Origin of the sequence: [Mycobacterium] stephanolepidis, assembly GCF_002356335.1 — a bacterium.
GTDB classification, from domain to species: domain Bacteria; phylum Actinomycetota; class Actinomycetes; order Mycobacteriales; family Mycobacteriaceae; genus Mycobacterium; species Mycobacterium stephanolepidis.
Window position 1 is genome coordinate 3,554,776 of record NZ_AP018165.1, and the last position, 12,495, is coordinate 3,567,270.

The following is a 12,495-nucleotide window of genomic DNA, read 5'->3' on the forward strand; positions in this document are numbered from 1 at the left end:
TCGGCCGCCGCGCAGGCGCGCGTTTGGCCGGCGCCCTAGATGTCGTCGAGGTCGTCGTCTTCCGCGCCGCCACCGCCACCCTGCCCTGCCGATCCCGCGCGCTGTTTGTGAATCTCAGCGAGCAAATGCCGTAACAACGTCGTCTGTTGTCTCTCTTCGGCGATCGTGGAATCGATCTTCGCTTCGACAATCACGGTCACCGGTTTCCTGCCATTGTCGTCAGCAGCCGAGACGATGCCGCGCAGATCCAAACGCACCCACGACGATTCGACCCCAGAGTTAATCCCGGCCAACGTCTCCAGGCGATCCGCCACCCGCGCAGCCTGTCTGATCAGCGCGGTCAACCCGGGCCCGTCCTCCTTGCTTTCCAGCTCGGCCCGTAGACGCTCCCCCGCGCCCGGATCGGCGCTGGCAGGCGCCCGGCGTGTCCCCGTGGCCGTCCGCTTTGTCCCCCGCGGCTGTCCGTTTCGCGGCCTTAACGCGCCCCTGGTCAGAGGCCGGATCCGCACTACTTGGGGCGTTTTTCGTCCGTTTCGTCGTCCGCTCCGCTGTCACCACCCCATGCCCCCGAAATTTTCAGAGCCGCCCAAAAAAAATTCCTGACTACCGCCGGAGTCAGGCCGCCCCGGGTAGCTGAGAAAAATGGGGGGTGGCATACCTGCAGGTCAGAGCCCCGAGCCGGTGTACCTCGGCACCCATTTGACCTGCAGTTATGAGTGGTAGCGAACAAGTCGGTTCGTCAATGCTCGCGCTGCTGACCCTCGTGGCTGGATTGTGGGCCGTTGAGGATGCGGCAGTCGGGTCCGAGCTTGGGTGCGTAGATGCTGGCTCCGCAGTGGCAGGTCCACATGTGGTGTCGGTTGTCGCAGGCGCAGGGTAGGTAGCGTTGTTTCCAGCCTGGTTCGTCGGCGCTGTGCCAGTTGGGGCAGTAGAGGGGTCCGACTCGGGTCCAGCCGTTGCCGTTGGGGACGAGGTCGCCGACGTATGTGTTGGGGAATCGGTCGCGTGGCGGGCGTGCCATGTGTTGGTTCTACTCGCGGGGTGTGACATGGGCGACTCTCGTGTTGGTGGCTATTGGCCTAGTGCGTCTGTGATGAGCCAGTCGATGTGGTTGGTGATGGTGCGTTTCCAGAGGTTGGCTTGGAGTAGCGCGTGTATCCACCATCTGTTGGGTCCGGGTATGTAGTGGCGGGACCATGCGTTGAGGCTCTGCATGAATTCGAGTCGTTCGCGGTGGTCCATGTCGGATAGTCCGAGTGTCGCGAACAGTTCGTCGGGTGTCATGTCGCTCGGGTCGAGTGGGGTTGTTCCGCCGCAGGCGGCGATTTCGGGATCGGGTTTGTCAGACATGGCCGCACCAGCAGACGCCGTCGTGCATGGGGTGTTGGCAGCCTCGGCAGTTGGCTGGGGCAGTCATCGTGAGGCCGTCGAGGATCATCCATGCGGGGATCGCGGTGGCTAGCGCGGCGAGGGTTGTGTGCCAGTCGATTCCGTCGGCGAGGATGGTTGCGGCTGCTCGTGCTGCGATGGTGCTTAGTGTGATGACGGCCAGGTATGCGATTGCTCGTTGGATCCGCACGGTGGGCGTGAAGCCTTGGCGGTGGCGGGCGGTCACGGCAGACCTGCGGATCTGCGGGGCTGGCACGACCGGCACCATCCCCATTGGGTTGGACCGTCGCAGACGCGGCAGCGGGAGTGGGTGGTGGCAGGGTCGCGCGGGTCTGCGGCGCCGGCGTGCGGGTTGTCGATCGCCCCGGATAGAGCATCTCGGCTGGCTTGTGTGGTAAAGCTCAGGTCGATGGCGGGTGGGTCGTTGTCGCGCATGTACTGCTCCCACGCCAGCCGGCGCAGGGTCGCGTTGTGATGTGCTTGTGCTGCGGCTAGCGCTTCGTTGAGGTCATCGCCTCGGTACAGTTCGCCGCGGTCGACGGTGAGCGAGCCGTGATGCTCTCTCCAGCAGACGGTGTGCCATTGGTGGGGGTTTTCGAATGCGTCACCGAAGTACACGCTGTAGTTGCCTCCGCTGCGGGTCGCGGCGTTGTAGTGGTGTCCGTCGCCCCGGGCAGTCCATTCGAGTTGGTTAGGGCCAGTTGAAGATTCGGGTTCCGAGGGCGGGGTCGGTGTCGGGTCGGTTGGTGAGGGCTGGTCGTTGGTCGTCACGGTGGCCTCCTTGGCGTTGTTTGTTGCAGGTGCCGTGCAGGAGTCGGTCGGCGCGGCTGGTGGTGGATTGGGCGCGGGCGATGCTGTGGTCGGCGGCGAGGCTGCCGCTGCTGGTGTCGGGTTTTCCGTCGCTGCGTGTGGCGTGGGGGTTGTGGTCCCAGTTGCGGGTTCGGTCGCGGTACATGGGTCGTGCGCACCACCAGCAGGGTTGGCCGTCTACGTGGCGCGCGAGTAGCCGGTCGCGTTGTTGTTGATGGTCATGGCCTAACCGTTTCTGCGTGGTCGTTCTGGGGGTGCGGTTCGGCATGTCACGTCCCGCGGCTCAGGCACAGGGAGCATCCGCAGTTCTCCCAGTCTTCTTCGGCAGTCGTGTCGTCGTCTGGGCGTGCGTGGCGTCCGCGGTCGGGTTGTGGTTCGGGCTTCACCGTGTACGCGTATCCACCTCCGCGTACCGGAATCACCTGTATTTGTTCCGGTTTCACACCTTGCTGTTCCGCCACTGCGGCAACCTGATCGGCTAGGTCACCCATGCGGAGTTCACGCTCGAACGGCGGGCGTATCTCTTCACCCATTGCGAATACCTCGGTATATCGCGGCATGGTGCCGATGGGACCGTGGGGGTTGCTTGTGCTGACTGGCATTCGTGGGAAGCGGTCGCCGAGTGTGAAGTCTTTGCCAATCTCCATGGGCGGCCCGTCTGGCGGTGTGATCTGGGCTTTGGTGAGTTCGACACGGGCCGTTCCGAGTGCGCCGCGTAGTTGGCGTAGCACCTCCAGCAGATACGGGAATTGGGTGTCGTCGGCTTTCACCATGAACTGGGCGCCGATATCGGCACCGTTCGTCGGTACCGGCAGCGAGAGGACTACTTGGTAGAAGTCGCCTGGCCTGGTGAAGAATTCGTGTGCTTGGTCGTCGGGTGTGCGCGGGTCGCTGTCCAGAGTCGGTGTCGGTTCCGGTGCGGGATCCTCGGTGAGGGTTCGGACGGCGTCATAGATGTTCTTCACGGCTTTGTGCCCGCGCGCGACCGGGCAGAGTTCGTCACGGCGCCGAATGTCACGCTCTAGCCGGAACTTCGCGCGCAGGTATTTCTTGCGACTGCGGAAGACCTGCTGTTGCGCCAGGGCGAGCCGTTCGTCGAGTGTGGTGGTCATTGTGCAGTGTCTCCTTTGGTGTTGTGGGGGTTTGGTTCTGGTGGGCGCAGCTGTGGCCTCGCCCGACCGATAGATGGGGTCATGGGCCGCGCTTGCCGAGCGAAACACCGCATTGGTTCCCGGTTTGACGCCCACCAGATGTGGGTGACGGTAACGGGGCCGGGGTGGTGATGTCGGGCAGCGTCATGGTGTGATTCGGGTGAGGCGTTTTCCGGGGGCGGGTTCGGGTTCTGTTGCGCCGCCGAGGGCTTGGTCGACCGCGAGGCGGCCGACGAGTCGGGTGCAGAGTTCGGCGGCGTTGGCGAGACCATGGCGGTTCAGGATTTTCGCGGCCTCCTGCAGTGTGGAGATCTCGCTCATTAGTTTTCCTTCGCTGATGTGAATTTCTCGCAGAGACAACGGGTGCCGTTGTGATACCTCCCGTAACAGGTCGGGAGCAGCGTTCCAGAATTGCCGCATTCTTCGTGCTCGCAGAACTCGTGCTCACAGGTGCACAGGTCGTTGAAGTAGACGATGTCACTCATTCGTGGTCGGCTTTCGGGTCGGCTTCGAACCCCGGGCAGTCACACGGGTCGAAGATCTGGAAGTCGTCACCGCGTGGAACCTCTGCGGTGACGGTCCAAATCCCCTCACCGCACTTCGCATTGGCGTTGTCATCGTGCTCGCTGTGGTAGTGGGTGCAGATGCATTTCGGGTTGGCGGTCATCGTGGTTTCCCGGTTTCGGGGTTGATTCCGTTGGCGTTCATGACCTGCGCGTCGGTGGTGCTGGATAGCTTTATGTGCGCGATGAGTGGTACGCAGTCGATAGTCCAGCCGCCGAAGTCCTGGTGTGCGTTGACCGCGACCCACAGGACTTCGTCGGTGCGCATGATTTTCAGGATGAGCTTGCCGACGGATCGTGCGAGTGTTTCCATTTCGGGTCCGCCGGCCAACTCGATTCCGGGCATGGACTTTTCGGAGCGTTCGATGCTGTCGCGGACCCGGACGGTGAGTGGGATAGCGGGGCGACGGAATACGTCGGGTATGACTGCTCCCCCGACTTCGTTGAGTGCGCCGGACATGCACCGCACGAGCACGTTCCGTAGGTGCTGCTCAGGCGCGGTCATCCGATACCACCGATTGGTGCGCCGGCAGCGCGGAGGGTTTCAGCGACGGCTTCGACTGCGTCCCAGGCTGTCCGGTCGCCGCCGTGGCGGTCGGGATGCGCGTTGGCGCGGGCTTTCCGGTATGTGTTTCGAGCGGTTTCGGGGTCGTGCATGATGTGGTGTGCCCATTCGGAGACGCTGTCGTCGTTGCCTTGCGCGGCTTTCGCGAGGTGGACGGCTGCACCGGCCGCGGTCTGTGCGATCGGGGTGGGCTTGGCTTCGATTGCCTGCCAGCCGCGGTACTGCTGCCCGGTCTGTGTGACGCCGTACCGGTCGACCTTGCGTAGCGCCTCCAGGGCGAGCGCGATAGCGCGCAGGTTGTCCTGCCAGCGGGTGAATGTGTCGCACGGGAATGACAGTGCGCCCTTGTTGGATTCGATGTTCAGGATCACGCCCGGATGTTCAGGCTTTGCTGTAGCACGGGGCATGCCGTCGACACGGAAGTCTTGTTCACGCATCGCGATCTGCAGCACGGCGGGCGCGTTCTGTGCCCCCTTGCCGAGGCACCAAAGTTCCCGGTCGAGCAAGTTGAGGGTGTCGCTCCACTGTGCTGAGAAGTTGGATCGGCGCCGGTCACGGGTGAGGTCGTGGGGCCAGTTCTCGATGGGCCGCAGTGTCATGTTCGGCGGGTAGTTGCTCATGGGCGGTGTTCCTTGCTGTTCGGTGGTTGTGGTGGTTCAGAATTCGTCGCGTTTACGTCCGCGTTCGCGTCCGGTTTTGCCTCCCCATATGCCGTGGTAGTCGAGGATTTCGTCGGCGTAGTTGAGGCATTCGACGCGGACCGGGCATGCGGCGCATACGCGTTTGGCTTCGGCGACGATGAGGCGTCGTTTCAGCTCGGATTTCGACCGTTTGATCGTGGCCTCGGACCGTGCCGGGTCGGGGTAGAAGATGTCTGGCCGCGGGTGACCTCGGCACGCGGCCTGTCGTTTCCAGGTTTCGTCCAGTTGGCCGGACACTTCGGCGAGCCGGCGTTCGATCCGGCCCTTGTTCGGGAAAACCGCGCTAGCCATCGCTACGCCGCCGCTCTCTGGGGTTCCCAGTCAACGAGCGCGACGTTTTCGACGTACCGGCGGCGCTGCTCCACAGGGAGCGGCCACCCGAGGTGCAGGGCAGCCATGTGGGCCAAGCCGAGGGCGTCGGCTTGGTCGTGGTTACGTAGCCGCGTCGAATCCAGGCCCCACGCGGCGCGCTGCTCGGAAAGCACCAGTTTCTTGTGCTCTCCCGGCTTCATGCCGTTCGGGGAACGCCCGGTGATGAACTTGGCCCGAGTCTGCGGGTTGACGACGGTGACGGGGATGCCCTTGGCGTCGAGGACGCCGAACACTGCCCACCACAGGCCGATTCGGTCGTAAGCACTGGGCATGTTGACGCCGTACGGGTGGCCTTCGATCGCCGCGTGCACGATCCGTCGGTGTTGTTCGGCGTCGGTGATGATGGTGGCGACGTCGCGGGCTTGCGCGAGTAGCCGCCGTGATCGTTTCCACCAGGGGGCGCCGTCGTGGCCGGCGTGTCCGACGTCGGTGATCAGCGATGGCCGGGCGTATGGCCATCCGAGGTCCGCGTTGTCGATGAAGGCGATTCCGGCGCGGGTGAGCGACAGGTCCAGGCCTAGGACGACGTCGACGCGTTCCAGCGCGCTCATACGTTGGGGTCCTGTAGCAGCGTGAGCGTCCCCCGGGCAGCGGGTTTCGGGGCGTTGCGTCTGTTGGCCATGGGCGCCCGTAGCGCAGGGTGGTTGCCCCAGAGGCTGTGTTCAACGCGGTTTACGCGGGCGAGGAGTTCGTCGATGCTGGCCATGGAACGCGCGAGTTCCATGGCTGCCACGGGGTCGTGGGTGTTGAAGACCTGCACGCCGCGTGGCGATTTCACGCTCCAGCGCGGTGGTCCACCGGTATACGCGGGCTTGCCGTCGAACCATCCGAAGGAAGTGCGTCGGGTGGCGGGGTCGATGCGGACTTCCCAACGACCAGAGCTGTTTTCGGTCGGTGCGGATGCGGTGTTCATTCGGGTGTCTCCGTTCGTGGGTGGGTGCAGCGGGTCAGGGTGTCGGGGTCTTCGGGGTTGGGGATGAATCCGTTGGGGTCGCAGTCGGGGCAGGCGCGGATGGCCTCGAGGCGGGCTGCGCGTTGGTCGGCTGTGGTTTGGAGCTGTTGGGCGTCCCAGTTGTTTGCGTTGCGCCGCGCGTTAGCGCAGGCGCCGCACCAGTTCTCGGTTCCACCGGGGTGCAGGGTGCAGTACTCAGACGGGCGGCTTCCTACCGGTCTATCCCCACTAGAAGTAACTACTAAGGGGTGGGGTGGGTTAGGACCACGGGACTCCCCGGGGGACACGTTTTCGCCGGGTTCTGTTGTGTCCCCGTCGATGTCCCCAGGGGACATTTGGTCATCTATGCCGGTCACGAAGTTTCGGCCGCGCCGTCTTTGGTTCCGTTTCTTCTCGGCGTCTCGTTTGCGGCGGGCTTCGTTTTCGGCCTTAGTTTGCTGCCATTTTGCCCAATTTCTGACCAAAATTCCGTCACTTTCTGGGCAGCACAGGGGTGCGTCGAGGGGTCCGGGGGCCGTCAGCGCGGCCACCACGGAGCGCGGTACCAGAAGGGATTTCAGCTTGGCGTGGGGTATGTAGCCGTCGGTTTCTTCCTTTGCTGACCACGATCCGGCCAGTACCCATGCGCCGGCGACCGCGATCCGCATGGGGACACGTACCGGGGTTGTGGGCAGGTTCATGATCGGCTTCGAATCGGAGAAGCCGTCATCGACGAAGAACCAAGCCACTACGCGGACACCCCCGTTTCGATCAGGCGGCCGATGAACATTTCTGAGCCCTCGCCGTCCCAGAAATGCGCGGGTTGCAGCTCCCACCGGAAGACGCCATTGCTGGCGGCAGCGTTCAGCTGCATGCCGCCGTTGTCGCGTGTGATGGTTAGGCGGACGCCACGCCAAGTTGTTCCGCCTTCGGCTTCTACCGCAGCTGCGTAGTCGCGGCCGATGATGGTGGCGTCAGGAATGTCGCGGAGTTCGACTGTCCCGTCCGGGTTGTCGTGGAACGTGGGAAGGTCGGGGCGGCCGTACAGGGAGGTGAAATCGTCGCCCTCGATACGGATTTCGATGCTGCGAGATTTACGCATGTTCGTTCGCTTTCTTCACGTTGCAGGTGTGTCCGGTGGATGGAATCGGTTCCCAGCAGCCGTCGGCTTTGCAGATCGGCGAGCACGACAGGTGGCGGTCGCCCTGGCCGCAGGTGACTGGCTCGCCGCACACCGTGCACCGAGGGAATCGACGCCGCCTGAATGCCATCAGAGCCATCCATTGAAATTGGAGGTCGAGTTGGGGGCGCCGTCGGTACTCTCAGGCGTGTGACGATTTCCATGGGGGCTGCGGATCAAGACATGCGCGCATTGCTTTTGCAGTTCCTGGGCGCCTTCTCGAACGTCCAGAACTTCGCTGACGAGATGGTGGCAAGAATCTTCTTTCAGGCGCGGCTTGGGATAGCGGCCGAAAAGGTCTGGAGTCTGGCCGTCAGACGAATCAGGGATGAAGAGCGCGTACCGCTCTTCATCGCCATCGCTGAAGAAGTAGAAAGCGACGCGGATCTCTCGCATTTCGAGGAGACCTACAAGAGGTGCAAGGAGATGCGTGACCGAATAGCGCATTCCGTCCGTTTCACCCCTGACGGAGAGCACTTGGTCACGATCCAGCGCACCATTATTGGTTCGGTGACTAAGCCCATTCCGGAGCCAGTAGAAGTCGACCGTTCCCAACTGAAGGAGGCCATCCGTGATTGCAGCTGGCTCCACACGCAGATGTCGTATGCCATGAGCTCGGGCGGACTCGTAGTCAAGACGATGCTTCGGGATGTTCCTCATTACGTGCCGAAACCTGCTGCACGGCCTGATGAATGGGGCGGCATCAGGCTTGCTGCAGTTGAGGAATAGGCGCCGCCGTCCCTGGCGGTCTGTCTTGTCAGTCATGAGCCACTGACCTCACCGGTGCCGGGCCAGACTGTTGGGTAGATGGCGGCGGTTGCGGCCCAGCAGTCTCGGCATTCGCGTGCGATGAACCGGGCACGGAACTCTTGGCCGCACCGCTGGCACCAGAACGTGAACCAAGGGCGCGGCTGATTACCGGGCTCTGGTGCTCGGGTCCGGTCATAGCGCGGAACAGGTAGCGCGGTCATGCGGCTACCTCGGAAACGCTGAGCAGCCAGTACAGTGCCGCAACTGCCTGCTGTGGCACGACGCCGTTGCCGATGATGCGCAGCATGGCACTGCGTGAGATAGGCACGGCGGTAACCCATCCGAGCGGCCAGCCCATCATCCACTCGGAGAACGCTGGTGCTAGGCGATGTTTCCCGTTGCGACTCAGCTGTGTTGGATCCGGGGCTGGTCGGGTGAGCGATTCCCATCGTTCGATTGCGGGCGCGTACTTTCCCCATCGGCCGCCGAGGCGGATAACGCGTGTTTCGACGTCGTCCATGCGTTCGGCGCGTGTGAGCGGGTTGGGGCCTCCGTCGCCGTCGGACCTTCTGGGCGTGGGAAGTAGGTTGCGAATGACAGCGTCTGGTAGCGCATCATCGGTTACCGTCCGCAGGCGCCCGTCGCGGACGCGCCCGGGTGGATTCGCCGCGCCCCTGGAATCTCGACTCTGCGGAGTCGGTAGCAGCTCTAGTCGGTCAGGCGATTCGGTAGATCCTTGAGTTCCGACCCGAGGTCCCTGGCGTGACCATTGCCCGTCTCGGGCTGCGTCGTAGGGGTGGGCAGTAATGAAGAGGCGTTCACGGCGGTGGGTGGCGCCGACATCGGAAGCTCGTAGGCTGCACCAAGATCCCACGTACCGCATTTCGGCCAGGTCTGCGAGTACGGAATCGAACCCCAGAGACCGGTGTCCGGCCACATTCTCCAGGACGACAAGTCCGGGTCGTAGTATGCGAATTGCCTGCGCGACATAGGGCCAGAGGTGTCGCTCATCGTCAGTTCCTTTACGTTCGCCCGCCGCGCTGAATGGCTGGCACGGGTACCCGGCGCACACGATGTCGGCGGGCTCGACACGCGTCCAGTCGATCGCGGTGATATCGCGGTGATTCGGCACGCCCGGCCAGCGGGTTCCGAGCACCTTGGCCGCGTCGTCGTCGTACTCGGCATGCCAGATCGTGCGGCCACCCGTAACGTGCTCGACAGCGAGGTCCAGACCACCGGCACCCGAGCACAATGAACCGATCGACGGCTGCCTCATGCGGCTGCTCGATTCCACTCCGAGCTGCGGTGTTGCTGATTTACGATGCGCCAATGGCAAACCCTGCGGAACTGCTGTACCTGCAACTCAAGGCATGGAACCTGAGCGGATCTAGGGACAGCGCGGAAGGCCGGCGTCAGCTCCGAGTCGACGTGACCATGGCGATTCGCCGGCATGAGGCAGCGCTGTCCAACTGGCGTGCGACGAGTGAGCTTTTGGACGAAGCCGAGAAGCTGGGACAGATTCCAGTGGACGTCGTCAACACTTACCGACAACATCTGCCGACGTGGGGAAGCATGGTCTTGTCGTTTCCCGACGGCTGGAAGACTGTTTACAGCTTCGACTACGCGGCCATGCAAATGCTCAGTACGCTCGGGCACCAGCTTGATTCGCTGGTTCCGAAGCTCCCCGATGGCGCAGCGGATGATTTCGAAAAAGCGCTCGAAAAGGTTCTTACCGCGTTGAAGGACGACCCCAGCATCAGCGAGGGCGTTAAGAAATACATGGTCGGCCTGATCATCCACATGAAGCTGGTCATCGAGGAATACCGCCTCAACATCCGTGGCGACTACGATTTGTCTAGGGCTGCAACGCTTCTCAAATCCACGATTGACACTGCCTATCAAGCAAGTTCTGACGAACACAAAGGCGTGTGGGAGAAGCTCAAGGGGCTTTTCAGTTGGAAGAGTGTAGCTAAGGCAGGTGTAGAGATGACTCCGACGCTCGTCGCCATGATCGCTCAGAGTGGGGGTTAACGCTGTCGCAGTGTCGTCAGTCATCGGCGCGCACCCTGGTTCCAGATCGTTGATCGGGCGTGAAAGGTGCCGGTGAATGGTTCGCCGCATCCTGCGGCGCCCCAGTCGTCGTGTGGGATGAACCGGTCAACGTCGAGGGTGCTGGTGTCCGCGCCGCTGTTCATGATGAATCGGCCTCCGGGGCACCAGAATCCCCAATCCCGTGTGCGGGGGCCGGTGACGACGATGGTGACGCACGAGTCTTCTCGAGTGAGCAGCGAGAACGGGTCATTGGAGACGGGCAGCTCGACGCGGTGCCGGGTTTTCGCTGCCCGGTATGCGATCGATCCGGCGTGTCGTTTGATGCGGCGGCCGTCGGCGCGGTGCTCGTAGTAGTGGCCGAGTAGCACCATGGACCAGAACCACCACGGATGGTCATGCAAAGCGCGGTCGTCGTCGGATCGGACGAATTGGTGCAGGTAGATGTTCAGGTACCGGTTGCGTGGGATCAGGTACCAGCGCAGCATGTATGGGTTGTCTTCGCCGCCGATCGCGATGTGGTGTTGGCCGCGGATCAGCTTGCCGAACCATTCACGCAAGGTCAGGTCTGGGGATGTTTCGGTCATTGGGGTGTTACCTCGTCGGTGAGGGGTTGGACACTGGTTGGGGGTTCGGCGTGCGGGTCGGTGCCGCCGAAGTAGCGCAGCCGCAACCCTTCTGGCGCGTCGGGTGCGAGCGGTTCACCTTCGACGATCGTGCGGTCGGTGTCGCGGTCGTAGGTGACGGACACGATGCGCACGGCGCGGCCTTCGAGGGTTTCGCCGAACGTCTGGCCGACGGTGAATGCGTCGGTGCGGTCGCCGACGAACTTGGCGCACCTCATGACTCGGCGACCAACGGTTCAGCCACGGGCTGCGGCGGCAACTCATCAGGCAACGCGGGCGCCGGCAGCGGTGTCAGTGTGAACATTTCGCCGTGTTCACGCGCCAGATTGCTCAACCACTGCAGGATTTCGGTGTCCACAGCCAGCGTCCCGAACGCTGGCGTCTTGCCGGGATCGATGGCGTCAGCCAGCTGCGGATGCTGTTCCCGGACCGCGGTTTTGCATGCTTCGAAGGCTGGAGCCATCTCGGATACGAGCGGCACGTAGCCGAGCATGTAGCCCAGTACGTCGTAGACCTGGGATAGCAGGCAGAAGGTTCGGTCTGGGTTGCCGACGGTGAGGGTGACGACGACGCCGAGCGGGAACTCGCGCGGTTCGGTGTTGGTCATGCCGCCGCGTCCCTTGTTTGGTGGCGCCGTTTCATTCGGCGGACCTTGCTGCGGCGCTGGAGTCGGCGGGCGCGCTTGGAATCGCGGTTCCGGAGACGTCGGCGCCGGACCTCATCGGCTGGCACGCTGCCGAGGTAGACGCTTTTGTTCTGTAGTGCGCCGAGGATCGCTAGCTCGTAGGCGTTGGGCTCACGTTCGGGTGCAGTGTCGGCGTGGTGGTGCGTGGACGGCTGGTCGTCCTCGGGTGCTGCGCCGTCTTCGTCCTCGATGAGTTCGTTGAGGACTTCGAGGTCGATGTCGTGTAGGTAGTCGCGGATCTTGTCGACGCCGTGGAGTTGTTCGGCTTGCCGGTTGCGCTGGTAGTCGGTCATCCGTGACGGCTGCCGGACCGCGCGTGCGGCCCGGCGCCGTGCACGGCTTGGGTTACCCCTCACCGTCAGCCCCCTCACCGTCGGCGTCGTCGCCGGTGGCTTCGGCGGACGGCACCGGGGTGCCGTCGACGACGTCGAGCATCGAGCCCTGGTTTTCGTCGGCACCGGCGGGCGGCTTCTGCCCTGGCTGCCCGACCCACTCGACTTTCAGCGTGCGTTTGTCGCGCATTTCGCCGTCAGCGGCTTCGACGACCTTCGACTCGATGCACCGGTACTTGATGACCAGGGTGCCTCCCTCTTTGAGGTCAGGCGGGTTCGTGATCTTGATGTTGGTGGCGCGGAACCCGATGTACGCCTGCGGGTCTGCATCGTCGATGTCGTCGAGCGCGTTGGTGGATTTCAGATCCTTGGGTTTGGTGGTGGTTCCCAT

Annotated in this window: 23 protein-coding genes; 3 read left to right on the forward strand and 20 right to left on the reverse strand. The window is 63.3% G+C overall.

From position 1 onward, the window contains the following. Positions 1 to 35: 35 nt before the first annotated feature. The 5 genes from MSTE_RS25565 to MSTE_RS24990 all read right to left on the reverse strand — a co-directional run bounded on the left by MSTE_RS25565 (position 36) and on the right by MSTE_RS24990 (position 2,160). A complete protein-coding gene (locus MSTE_RS25565; RefSeq protein ID WP_231896915.1) occupies positions 36 to 344 on the reverse strand; it encodes a hypothetical protein in 309 nt (102 codons plus the stop codon). Between the two features lie 395 nt (positions 345 to 739). Further along, positions 740 to 1,021, reverse strand: coding sequence for a hypothetical protein (locus MSTE_RS17605; RefSeq protein ID WP_096503138.1), 282 nt, complete (start codon positions 1,019 to 1,021; stop codon positions 740 to 742). Between the two features lie 50 nt (positions 1,022 to 1,071). After that, entirely contained in the window at positions 1,072 to 1,350 is a 279-nt protein-coding gene (locus tag MSTE_RS17610) for a hypothetical protein (protein ID WP_096503140.1), read from the reverse strand. Next, complete coding sequence (locus MSTE_RS17615; protein ID WP_231896916.1) at positions 1,343 to 1,645, reverse strand: hypothetical protein; 303 nt, start codon at positions 1,643 to 1,645, stop codon at positions 1,343 to 1,345. The genes MSTE_RS17610 and MSTE_RS17615 overlap by 8 nt, the downstream gene beginning before the upstream one ends. Next, positions 1,612 to 2,160 (reverse strand): hypothetical protein, encoded by a 549-nt coding sequence (locus MSTE_RS24990; protein ID WP_157997711.1) that lies wholly within the window; start codon positions 2,158 to 2,160, stop codon positions 1,612 to 1,614. Before MSTE_RS24990 ends, MSTE_RS17615 begins: the two co-directional genes overlap by 34 nt. 10 nt (positions 2,161 to 2,170) lie before the next feature. Between MSTE_RS24990 and MSTE_RS24995 the strand changes: the two genes are divergently transcribed. After that, positions 2,171 to 2,395 carry a hypothetical protein gene (locus MSTE_RS24995; protein ID WP_157997712.1) on the forward strand — a complete coding sequence of 75 codons (225 nt, stop codon included), beginning with the start codon at positions 2,171 to 2,173 and terminating at the stop codon, positions 2,393 to 2,395. Between the two features lie 73 nt (positions 2,396 to 2,468). Here MSTE_RS24995 and MSTE_RS17625 read toward each other — a convergent pair whose 3' ends face one another. From MSTE_RS17625 to MSTE_RS17665, 9 genes are all read right to left on the reverse strand, one after another. Then, a complete protein-coding gene (locus MSTE_RS17625) occupies positions 2,469 to 3,311 on the reverse strand; it encodes a hypothetical protein (RefSeq protein ID WP_193442036.1) in 843 nt (280 codons plus the stop codon). A gap of 183 nt (positions 3,312 to 3,494) precedes the next feature. After that, the gene (locus MSTE_RS25230; RefSeq protein WP_167455694.1) at positions 3,495 to 3,671 is read right to left on the reverse strand and encodes a hypothetical protein; all 177 of its coding nucleotides are present in this window, start codon (positions 3,669 to 3,671) and stop codon (positions 3,495 to 3,497) included. Between the two features lie 160 nt (positions 3,672 to 3,831). After that, positions 3,832 to 4,017 carry a hypothetical protein gene (locus MSTE_RS17630; RefSeq protein ID WP_096503144.1) on the reverse strand — a complete coding sequence of 62 codons (186 nt, stop codon included), beginning with the start codon at positions 4,015 to 4,017 and terminating at the stop codon, positions 3,832 to 3,834. Next, a complete protein-coding gene (locus MSTE_RS17635; RefSeq protein WP_096503146.1) occupies positions 4,014 to 4,418 on the reverse strand; it encodes a hypothetical protein in 405 nt (134 codons plus the stop codon). Before MSTE_RS17635 ends, MSTE_RS17630 begins: the two co-directional genes overlap by 4 nt. Further along, positions 4,415 to 5,098 (reverse strand): molecular chaperone DnaJ, encoded by a 684-nt coding sequence (locus tag MSTE_RS17640; RefSeq protein WP_096503148.1) that lies wholly within the window; start codon positions 5,096 to 5,098, stop codon positions 4,415 to 4,417. The genes MSTE_RS17635 and MSTE_RS17640 overlap by 4 nt, the downstream gene beginning before the upstream one ends. A gap of 36 nt (positions 5,099 to 5,134) precedes the next feature. Next, positions 5,135 to 5,470, reverse strand: a complete 336-nt coding sequence (locus MSTE_RS17645; protein ID WP_070927171.1) for a WhiB family transcriptional regulator — start codon at positions 5,468 to 5,470, stop codon at positions 5,135 to 5,137. Between the two features lie 2 nt (positions 5,471 to 5,472). Then, complete coding sequence (locus tag MSTE_RS17650) at positions 5,473 to 6,102, reverse strand: hypothetical protein (RefSeq protein ID WP_096503150.1); 630 nt, start codon at positions 6,100 to 6,102, stop codon at positions 5,473 to 5,475. Next, complete coding sequence (locus MSTE_RS17655; RefSeq protein ID WP_096503152.1) at positions 6,099 to 6,464, reverse strand: hypothetical protein; 366 nt, start codon at positions 6,462 to 6,464, stop codon at positions 6,099 to 6,101. Before MSTE_RS17655 ends, MSTE_RS17650 begins: the two co-directional genes overlap by 4 nt. Before the next feature lie 766 nt (positions 6,465 to 7,230). Next, a complete protein-coding gene (locus tag MSTE_RS17665; RefSeq protein WP_096503156.1) occupies positions 7,231 to 7,584 on the reverse strand; it encodes a hypothetical protein in 354 nt (117 codons plus the stop codon). Positions 7,585 to 7,812: 228 nt separating this feature from the next. Here MSTE_RS17665 and MSTE_RS17670 point away from each other — a divergent pair, with 228 nt between their 5' ends. Continuing rightward, positions 7,813 to 8,391: a hypothetical protein gene (locus MSTE_RS17670; protein ID WP_096503158.1), complete on the forward strand. Its 579-nt coding sequence runs from the start codon at positions 7,813 to 7,815 to the stop codon at positions 8,389 to 8,391. Between the two features lie 238 nt (positions 8,392 to 8,629). Here the strand turns inward: MSTE_RS17670 and MSTE_RS17680 are convergent, their stop codons facing one another. Then, positions 8,630 to 9,688 (reverse strand): DNA cytosine methyltransferase, encoded by a 1,059-nt coding sequence (locus tag MSTE_RS17680; RefSeq protein WP_096506044.1) that lies wholly within the window; start codon positions 9,686 to 9,688, stop codon positions 8,630 to 8,632. A 53-nt stretch (positions 9,689 to 9,741) separates the two neighbouring features. Between MSTE_RS17680 and MSTE_RS17685 the strand changes: the two genes are divergently transcribed. Further along, on the forward strand, positions 9,742 to 10,443 hold the full coding sequence (locus MSTE_RS17685) for a hypothetical protein (protein ID WP_157997713.1): 702 nt from the start codon (positions 9,742 to 9,744) through the stop codon (positions 10,441 to 10,443). A gap of 20 nt (positions 10,444 to 10,463) precedes the next feature. On the opposite strand, the gene MSTE_RS17690 is transcribed toward MSTE_RS17685, so the two are convergent. Genes MSTE_RS17690 through MSTE_RS17710 form a run of 5 tightly spaced genes read right to left on the reverse strand, consistent with a single transcriptional unit; the run spans position 10,464 to position 12,495 of the window. Further along, a complete protein-coding gene (locus MSTE_RS17690; RefSeq protein ID WP_096503164.1) occupies positions 10,464 to 11,048 on the reverse strand; it encodes a hypothetical protein in 585 nt (194 codons plus the stop codon). Beyond that, a complete protein-coding gene (locus MSTE_RS17695; protein ID WP_096503166.1) occupies positions 11,045 to 11,305 on the reverse strand; it encodes a hypothetical protein in 261 nt (86 codons plus the stop codon). The genes MSTE_RS17690 and MSTE_RS17695 overlap by 4 nt, the downstream gene beginning before the upstream one ends. After that, positions 11,302 to 11,694: a DUF7736 domain-containing protein gene (locus MSTE_RS17700; protein ID WP_096503168.1), complete on the reverse strand. Its 393-nt coding sequence runs from the start codon at positions 11,692 to 11,694 to the stop codon at positions 11,302 to 11,304. Before MSTE_RS17700 ends, MSTE_RS17695 begins: the two co-directional genes overlap by 4 nt. Continuing rightward, the gene (locus tag MSTE_RS17705) at positions 11,691 to 12,065 is read right to left on the reverse strand and encodes a hypothetical protein (RefSeq protein WP_231896917.1); all 375 of its coding nucleotides are present in this window, start codon (positions 12,063 to 12,065) and stop codon (positions 11,691 to 11,693) included. Before MSTE_RS17705 ends, MSTE_RS17700 begins: the two co-directional genes overlap by 4 nt. A 52-nt stretch (positions 12,066 to 12,117) precedes the next feature. Continuing rightward, positions 12,118 to 12,495: a hypothetical protein gene (locus tag MSTE_RS17710; protein ID WP_096503170.1), complete on the reverse strand. Its 378-nt coding sequence runs from the start codon at positions 12,493 to 12,495 to the stop codon at positions 12,118 to 12,120.

Excerpts from the sequence above, each read along its gene's own strand:
- MSTE_RS17605 (WP_096503138.1), bottom strand. The coding sequence starts at position 1,021 with ATGGCACGCCCGCCACGCGACCGATTCCCCAACACATACGTCGGCGAC.
- MSTE_RS17610 (WP_096503140.1), bottom strand. The coding sequence starts at position 1,350 with ATGTCTGACAAACCCGATCCCGAAATCGCCGCCTGCGGCGGAACAACC.
- MSTE_RS17625 (WP_193442036.1), bottom strand. The coding sequence starts at position 3,311 with ATGACCACCACACTCGACGAACGGCTCGCCCTGGCGCAACAGCAGGTC.
- MSTE_RS25230 (WP_167455694.1), bottom strand. The coding sequence starts at position 3,671 with ATGAGCGAGATCTCCACACTGCAGGAGGCCGCGAAAATCCTGAACCGC.
- MSTE_RS17630 (WP_096503144.1), bottom strand. The coding sequence starts at position 4,017 with ATGACCGCCAACCCGAAATGCATCTGCACCCACTACCACAGCGAGCAC.
- MSTE_RS17635 (WP_096503146.1), bottom strand. The coding sequence starts at position 4,418 with ATGACCGCGCCTGAGCAGCACCTACGGAACGTGCTCGTGCGGTGCATG.
- MSTE_RS17640 (WP_096503148.1), bottom strand. The coding sequence starts at position 5,098 with ATGAGCAACTACCCGCCGAACATGACACTGCGGCCCATCGAGAACTGG.
- MSTE_RS17645 (WP_070927171.1), bottom strand. The coding sequence starts at position 5,470 with ATGGCTAGCGCGGTTTTCCCGAACAAGGGCCGGATCGAACGCCGGCTC.
- MSTE_RS17650 (WP_096503150.1), bottom strand. The coding sequence starts at position 6,102 with ATGAGCGCGCTGGAACGCGTCGACGTCGTCCTAGGCCTGGACCTGTCG.
- MSTE_RS17655 (WP_096503152.1), bottom strand. The coding sequence starts at position 6,464 with ATGAACACCGCATCCGCACCGACCGAAAACAGCTCTGGTCGTTGGGAA.
- MSTE_RS17665 (WP_096503156.1), bottom strand. The coding sequence starts at position 7,584 with ATGCGTAAATCTCGCAGCATCGAAATCCGTATCGAGGGCGACGATTTC.
- MSTE_RS17680 (WP_096506044.1), bottom strand. The coding sequence starts at position 9,688 with ATGAGGCAGCCGTCGATCGGTTCATTGTGCTCGGGTGCCGGTGGTCTG.
- MSTE_RS17685 (WP_157997713.1), top strand. The coding sequence starts at position 9,742 with ATGGCAAACCCTGCGGAACTGCTGTACCTGCAACTCAAGGCATGGAAC.
- MSTE_RS17690 (WP_096503164.1), bottom strand. The coding sequence starts at position 11,048 with ATGACCGAAACATCCCCAGACCTGACCTTGCGTGAATGGTTCGGCAAG.
- MSTE_RS17695 (WP_096503166.1), bottom strand. The coding sequence starts at position 11,305 with ATGAGGTGCGCCAAGTTCGTCGGCGACCGCACCGACGCATTCACCGTC.
- MSTE_RS17700 (WP_096503168.1), bottom strand. The coding sequence starts at position 11,694 with ATGACCAACACCGAACCGCGCGAGTTCCCGCTCGGCGTCGTCGTCACC.
- MSTE_RS17705 (WP_231896917.1), bottom strand. The coding sequence starts at position 12,065 with ATGACCGACTACCAGCGCAACCGGCAAGCCGAACAACTCCACGGCGTC.
- MSTE_RS17710 (WP_096503170.1), bottom strand. The coding sequence starts at position 12,495 with ATGGGAACCACCACCAAACCCAAGGATCTGAAATCCACCAACGCGCTC.